At 72.9% G+C, this 15203-nt stretch carries 16 protein-coding genes; 9 read left to right on the plus strand and 7 right to left on the minus strand.

Annotated features, from left to right (window positions below):
• From rimO to pspM, 6 genes are all read left to right on the plus strand, one after another.
• On the plus strand, window positions 1-1509 hold the full coding sequence (gene rimO / locus Asi02nite_RS26415; protein ID WP_203716610.1) for a 30S ribosomal protein S12 methylthiotransferase RimO: 1509 nt from the start codon (window positions 1-3) through the stop codon (window positions 1507-1509).
• Window positions 1506-2147 carry a CDP-diacylglycerol--glycerol-3-phosphate 3-phosphatidyltransferase gene (gene pgsA, locus Asi02nite_RS26420; RefSeq protein WP_203716611.1) on the plus strand — a complete coding sequence of 214 codons (642 nt, stop codon included), beginning with the start codon at window positions 1506-1508 and terminating at the stop codon, window positions 2145-2147. The genes rimO and pgsA overlap by 4 nt, the downstream gene beginning before the upstream one ends.
• A gap of 198 nt (window positions 2148-2345) precedes the next feature.
• Window positions 2346-2861 (plus strand): CinA family protein, encoded by a 516-nt coding sequence (locus Asi02nite_RS26425; RefSeq protein WP_203716612.1) that lies wholly within the window; start codon window positions 2346-2348, stop codon window positions 2859-2861.
• A 158-nt stretch (window positions 2862-3019) separates the two neighbouring features.
• On the plus strand, window positions 3020-3565 hold the full coding sequence (locus tag Asi02nite_RS26430; RefSeq protein WP_203716613.1) for a helix-turn-helix domain-containing protein: 546 nt from the start codon (window positions 3020-3022) through the stop codon (window positions 3563-3565).
• Between the two features lie 128 nt (window positions 3566-3693).
• Window positions 3694-4596 (plus strand): PspA/IM30 family protein, encoded by a 903-nt coding sequence (locus Asi02nite_RS26435; RefSeq protein WP_203716614.1) that lies wholly within the window; start codon window positions 3694-3696, stop codon window positions 4594-4596.
• A 16-nt stretch (window positions 4597-4612) separates the two neighbouring features.
• Window positions 4613-5398 carry a phage shock envelope stress response protein PspM gene (pspM, locus tag Asi02nite_RS26440; protein WP_203716615.1) on the plus strand — a complete coding sequence of 262 codons (786 nt, stop codon included), beginning with the start codon at window positions 4613-4615 and terminating at the stop codon, window positions 5396-5398.
• Window positions 5399-5552: 154 nt separating this feature from the next.
• On the opposite strand, the gene Asi02nite_RS26445 is transcribed toward pspM, so the two are convergent.
• Genes Asi02nite_RS26445 through Asi02nite_RS26455 form a run of 3 tightly spaced genes read right to left on the minus strand, consistent with a single transcriptional unit; the run spans window position 5553 to window position 7656 of the window.
• Window positions 5553-6350 (minus strand): DNA-formamidopyrimidine glycosylase family protein, encoded by a 798-nt coding sequence (locus Asi02nite_RS26445; protein ID WP_203716616.1) that lies wholly within the window; start codon window positions 6348-6350, stop codon window positions 5553-5555.
• A gap of 27 nt (window positions 6351-6377) precedes the next feature.
• Window positions 6378-7151, minus strand: a complete 774-nt coding sequence (locus Asi02nite_RS26450; RefSeq protein ID WP_203716617.1) for an SAM hydrolase/SAM-dependent halogenase family protein — start codon at window positions 7149-7151, stop codon at window positions 6378-6380.
• A gap of 7 nt (window positions 7152-7158) precedes the next feature.
• Entirely contained in the window at window positions 7159-7656 is a 498-nt protein-coding gene (locus Asi02nite_RS26455) for a GNAT family N-acetyltransferase (RefSeq protein ID WP_203716618.1), read from the minus strand.
• 18 nt (window positions 7657-7674) lie between these two features.
• Between Asi02nite_RS26455 and Asi02nite_RS26460 the strand changes: the two genes are divergently transcribed.
• Window positions 7675-8601 carry an LLM class F420-dependent oxidoreductase gene (locus tag Asi02nite_RS26460; RefSeq protein WP_203716619.1) on the plus strand — a complete coding sequence of 309 codons (927 nt, stop codon included), beginning with the start codon at window positions 7675-7677 and terminating at the stop codon, window positions 8599-8601.
• A 55-nt stretch (window positions 8602-8656) separates the two neighbouring features.
• Here the strand turns inward: Asi02nite_RS26460 and Asi02nite_RS26465 are convergent, their stop codons facing one another.
• Both Asi02nite_RS26465 and Asi02nite_RS26470 read right to left on the minus strand, forming a co-directional pair.
• Complete coding sequence (locus Asi02nite_RS26465; RefSeq protein ID WP_203716620.1) at window positions 8657-9058, minus strand: DUF5984 family protein; 402 nt, start codon at window positions 9056-9058, stop codon at window positions 8657-8659.
• A 147-nt stretch (window positions 9059-9205) separates the two neighbouring features.
• Window positions 9206-9670 carry a phosphoribosyltransferase gene (locus tag Asi02nite_RS26470; RefSeq protein WP_239127110.1) on the minus strand — a complete coding sequence of 155 codons (465 nt, stop codon included), beginning with the start codon at window positions 9668-9670 and terminating at the stop codon, window positions 9206-9208.
• 220 nt (window positions 9671-9890) lie between these two features.
• Here Asi02nite_RS26470 and Asi02nite_RS26475 point away from each other — a divergent pair, with 220 nt between their 5' ends.
• Window positions 9891-11270 carry a hypothetical protein gene (locus Asi02nite_RS26475; protein WP_203716621.1) on the plus strand — a complete coding sequence of 460 codons (1380 nt, stop codon included), beginning with the start codon at window positions 9891-9893 and terminating at the stop codon, window positions 11268-11270.
• Between the two features lie 253 nt (window positions 11271-11523).
• On the opposite strand, the gene Asi02nite_RS26480 is transcribed toward Asi02nite_RS26475, so the two are convergent.
• Window positions 11524-12219 (minus strand): UdgX family uracil-DNA binding protein, encoded by a 696-nt coding sequence (locus tag Asi02nite_RS26480; protein WP_203716622.1) that lies wholly within the window; start codon window positions 12217-12219, stop codon window positions 11524-11526.
• 326 nt (window positions 12220-12545) lie between these two features.
• Window positions 12546-13775, minus strand: a complete 1230-nt coding sequence (locus tag Asi02nite_RS26485) for a bifunctional pyridoxamine 5'-phosphate oxidase family protein/GNAT family N-acetyltransferase (protein WP_203716623.1) — start codon at window positions 13773-13775, stop codon at window positions 12546-12548.
• 40 nt (window positions 13776-13815) lie between these two features.
• On the opposite strand from Asi02nite_RS26485, the gene Asi02nite_RS26490 reads away from it, so the two are divergent.
• Window positions 13816-15150: an aminotransferase class I/II-fold pyridoxal phosphate-dependent enzyme gene (locus Asi02nite_RS26490; RefSeq protein WP_203716624.1), complete on the plus strand. Its 1335-nt coding sequence runs from the start codon at window positions 13816-13818 to the stop codon at window positions 15148-15150.
• The last annotated feature ends 53 nt before the right edge of the window (window positions 15151-15203 follow it).

The following is a 15203-nucleotide window of genomic DNA, read 5'->3' on the forward strand; positions in this document are numbered from 1 at the left end:
GTGTCCGCTTCCTCCTCGACCGATGGCGCCCGTCGCAGGGTCGCGCTGCTGACCCTGGGCTGCGCCCGCAACGAGGTCGACTCCGAGGAGCTGGCCGCCCGGTTGCACGGTGGCGGCTGGGACGTGACCACCGACGGCGAGGGCGCCGACGTGGTCCTGGTCAACACCTGTGGCTTCGTCGAGAAGGCCAAGCAGGACTCGATCCAGACGCTGCTCGCCGCGGCCGACACCGGCGCCAAGGTGGTCGCCGCCGGCTGCATGGCCGAGCGCTACGGCAAGGAGCTGGCCGACAGCCTGCCTGAGGCCGAGGCGGTGCTGGGCTTCGACGACTACCCCGACATCGCGGCCCGCCTCGACGCGGTGCTGGCCGGCGAGACGATCAACCCGCACATCCCGCGCGACCGCCGCGAGCTGCTGCCGCTGACCCCCGTCGCCCGCCGGGCCGCGGCCGTCGTGCAGCCCGGGCACGCGGTCGTCGACGAGCACACGCCCGCCCACCTGCGCACCGTGCTGCGCCGCCGGCTCGACCAGGGCCCGGTGGCCTCGCTCAAGCTGGCCAGCGGGTGCGACCGGCGGTGCACGTTCTGCGCGATCCCCGCGTTCCGTGGCGCGTTCGTCTCGCGTACCCCGGACGAGCTGTTGGCCGAGGCCGAGTGGCTCGCCGGCACGGGGGTCCGCGAGCTGGTCCTGGTCTCCGAGAACTCGACGTCCTACGGCAAGGACCTGGGCGACCCGCGCGCGCTGGAGAAGCTCGTGCCGCAGCTCGCGGCGGTGCCGGGCATCGTCCGGGTGCGGGCGAGCTACCTGCAGCCGGCGGAGACGCGGCCGGGCCTGGTCGAGGCGCTCGCGACGACACCGGGCGTCGCGCCCTACTTCGACCTGTCGTTCCAGCACTCCAGCGAGCCGGTGCTGCGCCGGATGCGCCGGTTCGGCTCGACGGAGCGGTTCCTGGAGCTGCTCGCGTCGGCCCGCGCGCTGGCGCCTTCGCTGGGCGCCCGGTCCAACTTCATCGTCGGCTTCCCGGGCGAGACCCGCGGCGACTTCGACGAGCTGGTCCGGTTCCTGAGCGAGGCGCGGCTCGACGCGATCGGCGTCTTCGACTACAGCGACGAGGACGGCACCGAGGCGGCGGGCTTCACCGACAAGGTCAAGAACGCCACGATCAAGCGGCGGTACGACAAGCTCGCGGCGCTGGCCGACGAGCTGTGCTCGCAGCGGGCCGAGGAGCGCCTCGGGTCGCTGGTCGAGGTGCTGGTCGACACCGTCGAGGACGGCGTCGTCGAGGGCCGCGGCGCGCACCAGGCCCCGGAGGTCGACGGCTCGACCACGCTGGTGGCGCCGGCCGACGGCTCTGTGGACCTGGCGGCCCTGCGCCCCGGCGACCTGGTCCGCGCCCGGGTGACCGGCTCCGAGGGCGTCGACCTCGTGGCGGTCCCGGAAGAGATGATCAGCGCGGCCCCGCTGGTCCGCGCCGCCGCGGACGTCCCGGCCCAGGCGGCCCGCCGGTGACCGGGGCTCCCGCTCCCGACCCCGCACCGACCGTCGCTCCCGTCCTCAACGCCGCCAACGGCCTCACGGCCCTGCGCATCCTGCTGGTCCCCGTCTTCGTGGCGCTGGTGATCGCGTCACAGCTCGAACACGCGGGCTGGCGCATCGCGGCGTGCCTGACCTTCGCCTTCGCCTCGGCCACGGACCTGGTCGACGGCTGGATCGCCCGCCGGTACGGCCTGGTCACGCCGTTCGGCAAGGTCGCGGACCCGATCGCCGACAAGGCCCTGACGGGCGCGGCGCTGGTGCTGCTCTCCTGGTACGGCGCCCTGCCGTGGTGGGTGACGGCGGTGATCCTGGTCCGCGAATGGGGCATCACGCTGATGCGCCTCTGGGTGATCCGCTACGGCGTGATCGCGGCGAGCCGCGGCGGCAAGCTGAAAACGGCACTGCAGATCGTCGCGATCGCCTGGTACCTCTGGCCGGTGCCGGACGCGATCGAGCCCATCGGCTTCTGGATCATGACGGCCGCGGTGGTGGTCACGGTGGTGACGGGCCTGGACTACATCCTGCAGGCGATCCGGCTACGCCAGAACGCCCGGCACACCCCGCCGAGCCACACCGTCGAGCCCACGGGCACGCCCGACACAGCGCTCTAGGGAACGGTCTCCGCTCTTCCCCCATCCCCCCGATCGGTGCCAGGTCCTCGGCTCTCGATCGGGGTCAAGGGTGGCCGGCAGGCCATCGGCGCAGCCGACGCGAAGCGCCCTTGATGCCGGTCGAGGGCCGTGGAGAATTGCAAGCCGGGGGGACGGATCTCCCTGCGAGATGCCACCCACACGAGCAGAATCGCCAAGGTGACAAACCCATCCGCCCCGGAACCGGTTCTCGCCGCCCCGGTCGTACACCTCCTGGTCGAACGCGGCGAAACCCTGGCCGTGGCCGAGTCGCTCACCGGCGGCCTCCTGGCTGCGACCATCGTGGAGGTAGCCGGCGTCAGCGCCGTCTTCCGCGGCGGCCTCGTCGTCTACGCGACGGACCTCAAGGCCACCCTGGCGGGTGTGCCACAACCTCTGCTCGACAAACAAGGCCCGGTCGACCCCGACGTCGCCCTGGCCCTGGCGGAAGGCGCGCGGCGCACCTGCCGCGCCGACTGGGGCCTCGCCACCACCGGCGTCGCGGGCCCCGACCCGCAGGACGACAAGCCACCCGGCCTGGTCTACGTCGCCGTCGCCGGCCCGACCGGCCGCCGGGTGGACGAACTCAAGATCGACGGCCCCCGGACGGCCGTCCGCGCCGGTGCCGTGTCCCACGCGCTGGAATCCCTGGTCACGCTGCTGCGTTCGCCCACGGCGAACACCCCGCACCACTGATGCCCGAGTGTCTCGGCGTGTCGTGGACAAAACGGACTTCTGACGCTCTCGGGCCGTCCGGCCGCCCGGCGGGGCAGGATGTCGGTGAAGCGGAGAACGGGTACGGTTGCGGGAAGCCTTCGGCGTAGGTCGGGGCGACGGCGGAGGGGGAGGTGCGAATGGTCCTGCTACGTCGGGTGATCGGCGACGCATTGCGCGCACGCCGGCAGGGGCAACACCGCACCCTGCGCGAGGTCTCCACGGCCGCCAACGTCAGCCTGGGCTACCTCTCCGAGATCGAGCGGGGGCAGAAAGAGGCCTCCAGCGAGCTCCTCTCGTCGATCTGCGACGCCCTCGACACCCAGCTGTCGCAACTGCTCCGCGAGGCCAGCGACACGCTGGCCCTGGCCGAGCAGCTCGGTGGCGTGCTGGTCGGGGTCGACGGCGACGACACGCCGCCGGAGCTCCAGCCGGCCCGCGTCGAGCCGACGACGCCGGTGCTCGACCCGTCCAAGACGCCGGCCGCGACCGCGCCGACCCCGGAGCCCGCGGCGCCCGCCGCCCTGGCCACCCGGGCCGCGCGCGCCAAGGCCCCCGTCCGTCAGGTCGCCACCGACGGCAAGGTTTCCGTCTCGGTGCACCAGACCTCGCCGCTCAAGGCCACTCTGCGGGCCAAGCGCAACACCGGCGGTCCCCGCGACCGCGACGTCGTTTTCGCAGCCTGAGAGGCATAGCCGCCGGTTTCCGCCGCGCGTACTGTGATCAATAGCTGCCAAGGCAGTGACCGGCTGGCGCGCGCCTGAGACGATGGAGCGAACGGCCGTAAGCACGGACACGAGGGGATACCGCGGACATGGCGAACCCGTTCGTCAAGGGATGGCGCTACATGATGGCGCTCTTCGGCGCCAAGATCGACGAGTACGCCGACCCGAAGGTGCAGATCCAGCAGGCGGTCGAGGACGCGCAACGGCAGCACCAGGCCCTCGTGCAGCAGGCCGCGGCCGTGATCGGCAACCAGCGCCAGCTCGAGATGAAGCTGTCGCGCCAGATGTCCGAGGTCGAGAAGCTGGGCTCGATGGCCCGTCAGTCGCTGGTGCTCGCCGACAAGGCGCGGGCCGAGGGCAACGAGTCCGAGGCCGGCAAATACGAGCAGACCGCGCAGCAGCTCGCCTCCCAGCTCGTCTCCGCCGAGCAGGGCATGGAAGACCTCAAGAGCCTGCACGACCAGGCGATCAGCGCGGCCGGCCAGGCTCGCAAGGCCGTCGAGAACAACCAGATGATCCTCCAGCAGAAGCTCGCCGAGCGCACCAAGCTGCTCAGCCAGCTCGAGCAGGCGCGCATGCAGGAGACGGTGGCGCGCTCGCTGGAGTCGATGTCGTCGCTGACCGCGGCGCCCGGCAACACCCCGTCGTTCGACGAGGTGCGGGAGCGCATCGAGCGGCGCTACGCCAACGCGATGGGTCGGGCCGAGCTCGCCTCCAACACGGTCGAGGGCCGGATGCTCGAGGTGCAGCGCTCGTCGCTCGACATGGCCGGCGCCAACCGGCTCGAGCAGATCCGGGCCAGCATGGCCGGCGAGAAGCTGGGCAGCGGCGCCGAGCGCCCCGCGGTCGAGGCGCCGGCCGAGGCCCAGCAGGGCAACGGCGACAAGGCGGCGGAGCAGCAGGCCGACGTCGCCGGGATAGCGCGCCTCGACGAGCTGCGCGCGAGCATGTCCAAGGACAAGAACCCCGGCGGTTCGAGCGCCGCCGGCTGACACCTGGGGGACTGAAGTGGCCGACGAGCGGGCCCGTTATTTCCGGCGACTGCGCCGGCTACGTCGTTCCGCCCGTCGCTGGAGTGTGGTCGGCGCCGGTTTCGCCGGCGCGGCCGCCGTCCTGACCCCGTACGCCGGCCTGGGCCTGCCCGACGCCGCCTGGGCGGCCGCCGCCGGCGGCTCGCTCGTGCTGGCCGGCTGGCGCTGGGCCGACCTGCGCCGGGTCTCCGCCCGCCCGGCCCCACCCGCGCCCGACCCGGCGATCGCCGCCGAACGCACCCGCGCCCGGCTGCTGGCCGCGGTCGAGGCGGCGCCCGGCGGCCGCACGGCCCTGGCCGAGGTCCGCCGGCAGCGAGGCCGCTACGCGCTGCGCGGCAGCGCCGCCGCGGCGGCCTGGGACCGCCTGGACCGCGCCAGCACGACGCTGGGCAGCCTCGCAGCGCGGTTGACCGGCATGGGCGCCAACGCGGTCCTGGAGGCCGCGGTGGCGGAGGACTCGCTCCGCGACCTGGCCCACCGCGTAGCCGGCGTCGAAAAGGCGCTGCGCTTCGCCCCACCCGACGCCCAGGCGAGCCTGACCGAGGCCCACCGCGACCTGGGCCACCAGCTCGACGAGGGCGTGTCGGCCTACGAACGCCTGGTCGCGGCCGCCGCCTCCTACGTCGCCGAGGACGGCCGGCTGGGCGCGGCCCACCCGTCGATCTCCCGCCTAACGGAGGCCAGCGACCTCCTCCGCGGCGTAGCCATGGGCCTGGCCGAGGTCCGCACCACCACCCCCGACCCGATGCGCGCGGCCTCCTGACCAGCTCCGGGTTGTCTGCCTGCGGGGCGGCGCGAAATCAGGGGACGTCGGACTGCGTGGCGCATGCCGTGACCCGGCGCGGGCCCGGCAGTGAAGCGGAGCGAGCGGTGCGCGCGGGAGCGAGCGGTCGTGACCACCGCGGACGTGCGTAAAGTCAAAGATTGTCTGGTTTGGGTTGGCACCGCGGGCACCAGTAGGTCACCCGCTCGCCCTGTTCGGCCTTCTGGATCGGGCCCGCGCAGCGGCGGCACGGCTGGGCCCGGCGGCCGTAGACGTAGTTCGCCTCGCTCTTGCGCAGCGCGCCCGTCGTCGTCTGCAGCCAGCGCCCCCGGTTGTTGGCCAGCAGGCGTTGCGCGAGGCTGACCAGGGCCGGCAGGTCCGACACCGCGCGCACCGGGGTCCACGGCCAGACGCCGCGCAGGAACAGCGTCTCCGACTTGTAGAGGTTGCCGATCCCGGCCAGGTTGCGCTGGTCGAGGATGGCCTCGGCGATCGTCGCGTCGGGGTGTGCGGCCAAGCGGCGGACCGCCTCGGCCGGGTCCCAGTCGGCGCCGAGCAGGTCCGGGCCGAGGTGGCCGACGAGCTCCGCCTCGCGAGCCGTCGGCACCAGTGACAGGTCGTGCAGGTGATAACCGACCGCGACCGCGTCGGCCGTGCGGAGCACCACCCGGATCAGGTGGGCGGGCTTGGCGGCCCACCGCTCACCCGGCGCGTACGCCCGCCACGCCCCGTCCATCCGCAGGTGCGAGTGGAGCGTGCGGTCGGTGCCGGCCGGGTCGCGCAGGCGCAGCAGCAGGTGCTTGCCGCGGCTCGTGGACTCGAGCACCCGCCAGCCGGTCAGCCGGGTCGTCGCCAGGCGCGGCACCCGGAAGTCGGACGCGGTCAGCTCGCCGCCGCCGATCGCGCGCTGCAGGGTGCGCGCCGTGTTCCAGACCGTGTCACCTTCGGGCACGGTTCCATCGTGCCGCACCGGCGGGGGTCAGCGCGCGGTCGTGATCCGCACCACATCACCCGGGCGTACGCCGAGGGCGGCGTCGGCGGGTGCCCCGTTGGCCGCGACCGCCACGAGGCCCGCTGAGTCGACCAGCACGACCAGCTCGCCGGGCGGTGCGTCGGCGAACGTCTCACCGACGACGGCGGCCGCTGCCCCGACGTGTACGCGCGTGCCGACCGGCGCCGGCAGGCTTTTCGCCGCGGTCTGGACATTGCCGAACCGGTCGACGCTGATCACCTCGGCGGCGAGCCAGCCCGCACCGGCCGTGACCTCCGGCTCGGGCAGGCGGGTCAGGTCGGCGGGGTCGATCGGCGGGCCCGCGTCCGCCGGCGGTGCGCCCGCGCTCAGCCGGGCCGCGACCGGCGCGAAGATGTCGCGGCCGTGGAACGTGCGGGTCACCACCGGTGCGTGCCAGGCGGGGTTGCTCAGCTCGACGGCCGCGATGACCCCGCCGAGCGCCTCGGCCGCCCCGATCAGCAGCCCGTTGTCGGGACCGACGAGCAGGCCGCCGGGCGTGCGCAGCGCGATCGGCCGGCGGGCGGTGCCGACACCGGGGTCGACGACCGCCACGTGTACGGAGGTCGGCAGGTCACCGACGGTCTGCGCGAGCACCACCGCACCCCGGGCGACGTCGCCCGGCGGGATGTCGTGCGTGACGTCGATGACGCGCGCCTCGGGAGCGATCCGGGCGATCGCGCCGTGGCAGGCGGCGACGAACCCGTCGAGCCGGCCGTAGTCGGTGGTGAAGCTGATCCACATCGTCTTTTCACTGACCTTCGATCGACAGTTCCAGGCGCAACTCGTCGTGGATGGGCACGCCGTTGTCGCCGACGGTCGGGATGCTCGGCTTCATGAGCCGCGCGCGGTCGACCGCACCGGCGTCCACGCCGACGATCCGCAGCCCGCGCCGCTGGTAGAAGCGCAGCGCCCGCAGATTGTCGTTGGTGGTGACCAGCCAGACCCGGCGCGACCCGGCGGCCCGTGCTTCGGCCACGACGGCGTCCATCAGCGCGGTGCCGACGCCGTGGCCGCTGGCGGCGGCCGCGATGCTGACGACCTCGAGCGCGTCGCCGTCGACGCGCCAGCACAGGGCGCCGGCGAGCTTGCCGTCGGCGTCGTGCGCGACCAGGGCGGGCAGCGTACGCAGGTCGATCGCCTCGTCGTGGGCGACCACGATCGGCCCGCCCCACGCCCGCCGGTGGAACTCGTCCAGCGCCTCGCGGTCGTCACCGCCGAAGGACTGGCGGATCTGCCAGGTGGTCATCGGGCTAGGTTGGCACACATGCGTTTGTGCATCTTCACCGAACCCCAGCACGGTGCCAGCTACGCCGACCAGGTCAAGGCCGCCCGCACCACCGAGGAAGCGGGCTTCGAGGGCTACTTCCGCTCCGACCACTACCTCACCATGGGCGGTTTCGACGGGCTGCCGGGCCCGACCGACTCGTGGGTCACGCTGGCCGGCCTGGCCCTGGAGACCTCGCGGGTCAGGCTCGGCACGCTGGTCACCTCGGCCACGTTCCGCCACCCGGGCCCGCTCGCCATCAGTGTGGCGCAGGTCGACGAGATGAGCGGGGGCCGGATCGAGCTCGGCTTCGGCGCGGGGTGGTACGAGGAGGAACACCAGGCGTACGCGATCCCGTTCCCGTCGGTGCGCGAGCGGTTCGACCGTCTGACGGAGCAGCTGGAGATCATCACTGGGCTGTGGGGGGTGCCGGCGGGGTCGCGGTTCAACTACTCGGGGACGCACTACTCGGTGGTCGACTCGCCCGGTCTGCCGAAGCCGGCACAGTCGCCGCGCCCGCCGATCATCATGGGTGGCGCGGGTCCGAAGCGGACGCCGGCGTTGGCGGCGCGGTTCGCGGACGAGTTCAACGTCCCGTTCCGCTCGGCGGCCGAGGCCGCCCGGATCTATCGCGTGGTCGACGACGCGTGCGTGCTGGCGGGCCGCAACGACCTGCCGGTGAAGTCGGCGGCGGTGACCGTCGTGAGTGGACGCACGGACGCGGAGGTCCGCTCGCGCTGGGGCGGCGAGGTCCTGGACACGGACTCGGGCGAGGGCGCGGTCATCGGCACGCCGGACAAAATCGTCAACGACCTCGGCGCGTACGTGGAAGCCGGCGCGACCAGGTTGTTCCTGCAGCTGCGGGATCTGCGCGACACGGACCTCATCGAGTTGATCGCTGCCGAAATCGCGCCGCAACTCGGCTGAACCGCTCGCGCCACGGTGCCGCCCAGCGGTCGAGCGCGGGCGGCACCGCGCCGGATCAGGTCCCGCTCTCCGAGGTAGGCCAGGATGAGATCGCGGAAAGGCCGGAGCGCACCCGGTTCCAGTCGACCTGCCGGGGCGCCGCGAGGCGTTCGGCCAGCCAGTGGCTCCGGCGCACGTGCTCGGCACGAAGCATCGCCAGGTCAAGATTAACGTCCGTCGGTGGGCCGGTCTGTTCCAGCACGGCGACACGTTCCTCCATCGCCGCGATGAACCGACGATCGAAATCTCGCACCGCGGCGAAGAAATCGTCCGTCGGCACGCTGACGTCGAGACGTCGCGGTCCCTCGAACGTCCCTTGGGCGGCCGGCGGGATTCGCTGGCTGATCGTCACCAGGTCGTTCCCGGCGGCCAGGTGTCGCCAGCACGTGATGTCGGGAGCGTCGGTCAAATAGCCCATATCGAGCTGATCCGCGATCAGCCCTCCGTGACCTCTTTCCGACGCACGCCGGCGTCAGGCGGCGCGACCTCGAAGGTGATCGCTCGTCAGCGTCGGGACCGGGTGGGCATCGTCGCGATGGCCCTGCCCCGGGCCGGCCCGGCGCGGCTACTCGGTCAGCGCGTCGTGTGCGGAGTGGTCGACGAGGTCCGCTGACGGCGGCGCGTAGACGTGCGGGGCCAGCCGCGCGCAGCAGCGCAGGTTGCGGTAGCGGCCCTGGTAGTCGAGGCCGTACCCGACCACGACCCCGTCCGGGACGTCGAACCCGACATATCGGATGTCGATGCCCCGGGCGCCCGGCTTGCGGAACAGGCCGCAGAACTCGATCGAGGCCGGCCCGCGACCGCGCAGATTGGTCATCAGCCACGCGGCGGTCAGGCCGGTGTCGATCACGCCGTCGACGATCAGGACGTCGCGGCCGGACACGTCGACGTCGATGTCCTTGCGCAGTCGCACCGCGCCGGAGCCGCCCTGACCGGCCCCGTACGACGTGATGCCCATCCAGGTGATCTCCACATGGCGGTGCAGGGCGCGGGCCAGGTCCACCGTGACCGTGGCCGCACCGTTGAGCACACCGACCAGGAGCGGTCGCGGCCCGCGTAGTCCGCTTCGATCCGGGCCGCCAACTCCGACACCCGGGCGGCGATCTCGTCTTCGGTCGCGAGGACCTCGGCCACGTCGTCGATCACGTGCGCGTGCTCCACGGGGCTCAAGCTACTCCTGCCGGCGGCGCACCCTCCACCACCCGAACGTGGGGCGGGCGCCCGGCCCGGCCGGCTGGCACCATCAGAGCGTGCCGCTCACCGCGTCCCGCGCCCTCGTCCGGCAGACCGAGCGCTGGTTCGTGCGGCGCGGTGTGCCGCAGATGACCGCCGGCTACGACTTCCGCCGCCACGTGCTGCCGCGCATGGTGCCCTACCTGGCCCTCGTGGCGTTCGTCGATCTGGCGTGGTTCGTCCCGCTGGTCTTCGGCGTCAGCTTCGGCACCCGCGATCTGATCGGCCTCGCCGCGCTCGTCGCGGGCGTGGCCGCCTGGCCCGTCCTGGCCGCCTGGAGCCGCCGGATGCCCAGGTTCTCGCTGGTCACGGCATGGGCACTGCTCGTCGGGTACGCCGTGCTCCTTGCCGCGGTGCCGTTGGCGGCTTTGAAGGTCGGCCTGACTGTCAAAGGTCTGACCACATACCTTTTGGCGGCCGCGGCAGCCACCGCCGGCGGATATCTGGCGGTCACCTACGGCTTGTTACCCCTGCTACGCAGCGCATTCCGGCACGCCGTCGACGACATGCGCAACAGCCTGCGGCTGCAGGGACGCGCGTTGCCGATGCTGCTGTTCGTCACGTTGTTCTTCTTCTTCACCGGCGAGCTGTGGCAGGCGATGCACCGGTTGGGCTGGGACCGCGTCGGCTGGGTGCTCGCCCTGTTCGCGGCGGTGACGATCCTGGCCAGCGCGGGCCGCCTGCGCGACGAGATCGGCCGGGTCGAGCGCGACCTGCGCCCGGAACGGCTGAGCCACGCGTGCAAGCGCACACCGCTGTCCATGGTGGACATGGCCGACGTGGCGCCGAAGGGCGACCCGCTGGCACCGGTCCGACTGACCAGCGGCCAGGTCACCAACCTGCTGGTCATCCTGGCCACCCGCCAACTCGTCCAGGCGGCGGTGGTCGGCCTGGGCCTGTTCGGCTTCTTCGTCCTCCTGGGCGTGATCGTCGTGACACGAGCGACGGCGGAACAGTGGATCGGCGAGCCCCCGGCGATGCTCGGCACGGTCCCGGTCGCGCTGCTGAAGAACGCCGCGGTGCTGGCGGGCTTCGGCAGCATGTACTTCGCGGTCAACTCGATGATCGACGCGGAACAACGCCACCAGTTCTTCGCCCCGATCCTCGACGAGGTCGAACGCATCCTGGCCGTCCACGCGGTCTACCTCACGATCCGCGACATCGTCCTCCCCAACGCCCCGGCGGCCCGCCCACGTCCCTCCACACCGGACGACGCAGTGGGGTCGGCAGCCGCGATGCCGGGCCTCACCGCTTCGCTGACGCCGAGGGACGACGACGGCTCCGCAGGGAGGCCAGCCACCGACGGCGCCGACGAGGCACCACCCGAGCCACCAGACAGCGAACCCGCGACCCCCGAAACGCAGCCGGGAGCCACGCGGATCGCTGAGGGCAGCTAGCTCCTCGGCTTCGCTGTCGCGCGGCGTCGGCGCGGCACGGCCGCTCCGGTTGGCGCCATGGCGCGTTCTGGCGCGCGGGACGAGATTCGGCTGTTCTCCGGGGGCGACCGGGCGAGGTGGCGCCTCGGGGGCATCGGCCGCCAGCGGGTGTATGCCGCGTTCTCAACGGGGTCGCAGCCCGATCCAGCCGCGAGGGTCTGCCTGGCCGACGAGGTCACAGCATGGATCGGGGCGACCCCGTTGTCGACGCGCTTCATCGGCCCGAGAGGGCTGATGCCACCACCTTCAGGTCGTCGACCAGGCCGTTGAAGGCGATGTCCTGGTTGTCCGCGCGGAGGACCGCGGAGGGGTGGATGGTCGCGACCAGCTTGCCCGGTGGCACCTCGACGCCGCCTTCGATCGGGGCGGTGCGGAAGTCGTCCGGGTGTTGGGCCGCGTCCGGCCAGGGGAGCAGCTCGCCGCGCTGGCGGGTCACCCGGAACGACGGGCCGAGCAACGCCTTCGCGGCCGTGGCGCCGAGGACCACGACGATCTCGGGCCGGAGCAGTGCGAACTCCGAGACCAGCCACGGCCGGCACGCCTCGATGTGCTGACGCTCCGGCGTCTGGTGGATGCGGCGCTTCCCCCGCATCTCGAACCGGAAATGCTTCACGGCGTTGGTGATGTACAGCGTGCCCGGGTCGATCCCGGCCGCGTCGACCGCGCGCCGCAGCAGGTGGCCGGCCGGTCCGACGAACGGCAGTCCCTTCTGGTCCTCGATGTCACCCGGCTGCTCACCGACCATCACGAGCTTCGCGTGGGCGTCGCCCCGCCCGAACACCACCTGGGTGGCGTTCTCGTAGAGCTCACACCCACGACACCCCGGCGCAGCCTGCTTCAGGTCGTCGAGGCTCCGTGCCTTGTCCGGAATAAACCGTTCCGCCCCAGCTGGGCTCTCCGTCGGCGCCATTGGGAATTTGTACCCGTTCGTCGTCACCGCAACCCGCCCGGGTCGGGCAGTCACCCGCCCGGCAGAACCGGGGGAGCGCACGCGGGCGGCGCCGGCGCGCTTCGGCTGCCGGTCGTGCGCCTCGCGCGTGCTGCGCGGCTGGCTCCCCGCGCCCCGCGTAATCCGTGGTTGCGACGGCGGCCTGGCAGCACGTGTCAGTGGCCGAGCAGGCGGGCGAGTTGGCTGCCGCAGACCAGGGCGGCGCCCGCCGGTCGCGCCTCCAGATGGAATCCGCTCGACCAGCCGGCGGGACCGCGCACGCGCGTAGGGCCCGGTGGCTCGGGTGATCAGCCGCGGGCCAGGCGGTCTCGAAGGGCGACCGAGGCGGCGGGCCAGGCTTCGGCGAGCATCGAGTACTGGACCGTGTCGCGCCAGGAGCCGTCCGGGCGGATGCGGTGGTGGCGTAGGACCCCCTCGCGCGTGGCGCCGAGGCGGGCGATGGCCGCCTGGGAGCGTTCGTTGCGGATGTCGGTGTGCCAGACCACCCGCTCCGCGCCCAAGGTTTCGAACGCGCGCGTCAGCAGCAGCAGTTTCGCCTCCGTGTTGACGCCCGTTCGCCAGGCCGCGCGGCCCAGGAACGTGTGGCCGATCGCCAGCGAGCGGCGGGCCGGCTCGACCTCGTAAAAGGACGTCGTGCCCAGGACCTCGCCCGTCGTCGCCGAGCGTTGCACCCACGGCACCCGGCCGCCGTTGTGCCACTCGGTCAGCGCACCGGCCACGTACGCCGCGACGTCGTCCCGGTCTTTCGGCAACCGCGCCGTCAGGTGTTGCCAGACCTCGGGGTTGGCCGTCGCCCTGAAGAGGTCGTCCACATGGGACATGTCCAGCGGCTCCAGGGCAACGTGCGCACCGCGCAGCGGCGCCGGCTCCAGCCAGGGGGAGCGGTGCGGCAGCAGATAGGGCGGCACCGGCGCCGCGACGCCCGCGTCGGGCTCCGGCACACCGGCCACCTGGCGCAACGGGAGGACGCCGGCCCAGTGCGGCAGGTCCAGGTCATATTCCTCCTCGCGTACGCCGCCGGTGCGTTGCCGGGCGGAGACCTCGCGCAGCGGCAACGCCAGCACCGCCGTCTCGGCAAGCTCCTTCTTGGACGGTGCGCGGGTCTGTGCGGCGCGGCCGGCGCCCATCTTCTCCACCAGCGCCGTCATCGCCGCCCGTTTCGCGGTCTCGTCGGTGACCAATGTGGCCACACCGTGCGCCACTACCGAGCGGTAGTTGGCGCTGTGGTGGAACTGCGAGCGCGCGTAGATCAGGCCGTCGAGCAGCGTGACGGTGACACAGACCCGCAGCCCCTCGTCGCGCGCGGCGAGCAGTGGCCGGCCGCCGGACGAGCCGTGCAGGTAGAGCATGTCGCCGACCCGCACGTGCAGCGTCGGCAGGACCCGCGGCTCGCCGTCGACCACGAACGCCAGCGCGCAGTGGTAGGCCTCGTCGAGAACGGCATGCACGGACGCTTCGTCGTATGCCATCCGATCGCGCGACCGGGTGGCGATGGTGCGTTCCGTCGGGGCGTACATGCTTGCCTCCCGCATTTTGTTCTAGTACATTCTTGAAACTGTGACAGCACATTATCAGATCGTCGGCGCTTCGGCGGCGGAGATTTCGGCGAGCATCGAGGGCGGCGTACGCTCCGGCGCGCTCGCTCCCGGCACGCCGCTGCCGCCGGTGCGCGGGCTGGCCGACGGTCTCGGCGTCGCCGCGGGCACGGTGGCCAAGGCCTACCAGACGCTGCGGACCCGCGGCGTCATCGAGACGGCGGGCCGCAACGGCACCCGGGTGCGCCCCCGCCCGCCGGTCGCCGGGGGCCGCGCCGGTCTCGTCGTGCCGCCGCCGACCGGGGTCCTGGACCTGCTCACCGGCGAGCCCGACCTGCGGCTGCTGCCCCACCTCGGCGCGCACATCGGCGCTCTGGCGGCTGGCGACCCGGTCGGCTACAGCCACGACGGGATGGTGCCCGCGCTGGCCGAGGCGGCCGCCGCACGGTTCGCCGCCGACGGCGTCGATGCCAGTCACCTGACCCTGACCAGCGGCGCCCTGGGCGGCATCGACCGGTTGCTCGCGGCCCACCTGCGCCCCGGCGACAAGGTGGCCGTCGAGGATCCGGGCTGGGCGGCCGTGATCGACCTGGTCGCGGCGCAGGGCCTGGAGATCGTGGGCGTTCCCGTCGACGACCAGGGCCCGACGCCGGCCGGCACGGAGTTGGCGCTGTCCGCGGGCGCACGGGCATTGATCGTGACCAGCCGGGCCCACAACCCGACCGGCGCAGCCGTCACCCGGCGCCGCGCCAGCGATCTGCGCAGGGTACTGGCGGATCACCCTGAGGCGCTGCTGATCGAGGACGACCACTCGGCCGAACTGTCCACTGTGCCCCTGCACCCGCTCGCCAAGGCGACCCGCTCGTGGGCGTTCCTGCGTTCGGTGAGCAAGCCGTACGGACCGGACCTGCGGCTCGCGGTCCTGGCCGGCGACGAGGCGACGATTGCCCGCGTGTCGGGCCGGATGCGGCTCGGCTCGGGCTGGGTCTCGACGCTGCTGCAACGGGTGGTCGCGGGCCTCTGGTCGGACCCGGCGGTGGCGGCGGGGGTGGCGGCCGCGCGGGAGAGCTACGAACGACGGCGTGAGGGCCTGCGCGCGGCGTTGGGCGCGCACGGCATCGACTGCCAGGGGCGCACGGGGATCAACGTGTGGGTGCCCGTCGGCGACGAGACGTCCGTGGTCACCGCGCTACGGGACGGGGGGTACGCGGTGGCGCCGGGGTCGCTCTACCGGATCGGCGCACCGGCCGGCATCCGGATCACGATCAGCCGCCTCGACGACGACGGGATCGAGCCGCTGGCGGCGGCCGTCGCGCGAGCCGTACGGGGTGCACCGCCGCGTGCGTTCAGCGCCTGACTTGATCAAGGAAAGCGTGACCAGCGGCGGACCTGGCAGCGATGCGGAGCGAG

Source organism: Asanoa siamensis (genome assembly GCF_016862555.1).
Classification (GTDB): domain Bacteria; phylum Actinomycetota; class Actinomycetes; order Mycobacteriales; family Micromonosporaceae; genus Asanoa; species Asanoa siamensis.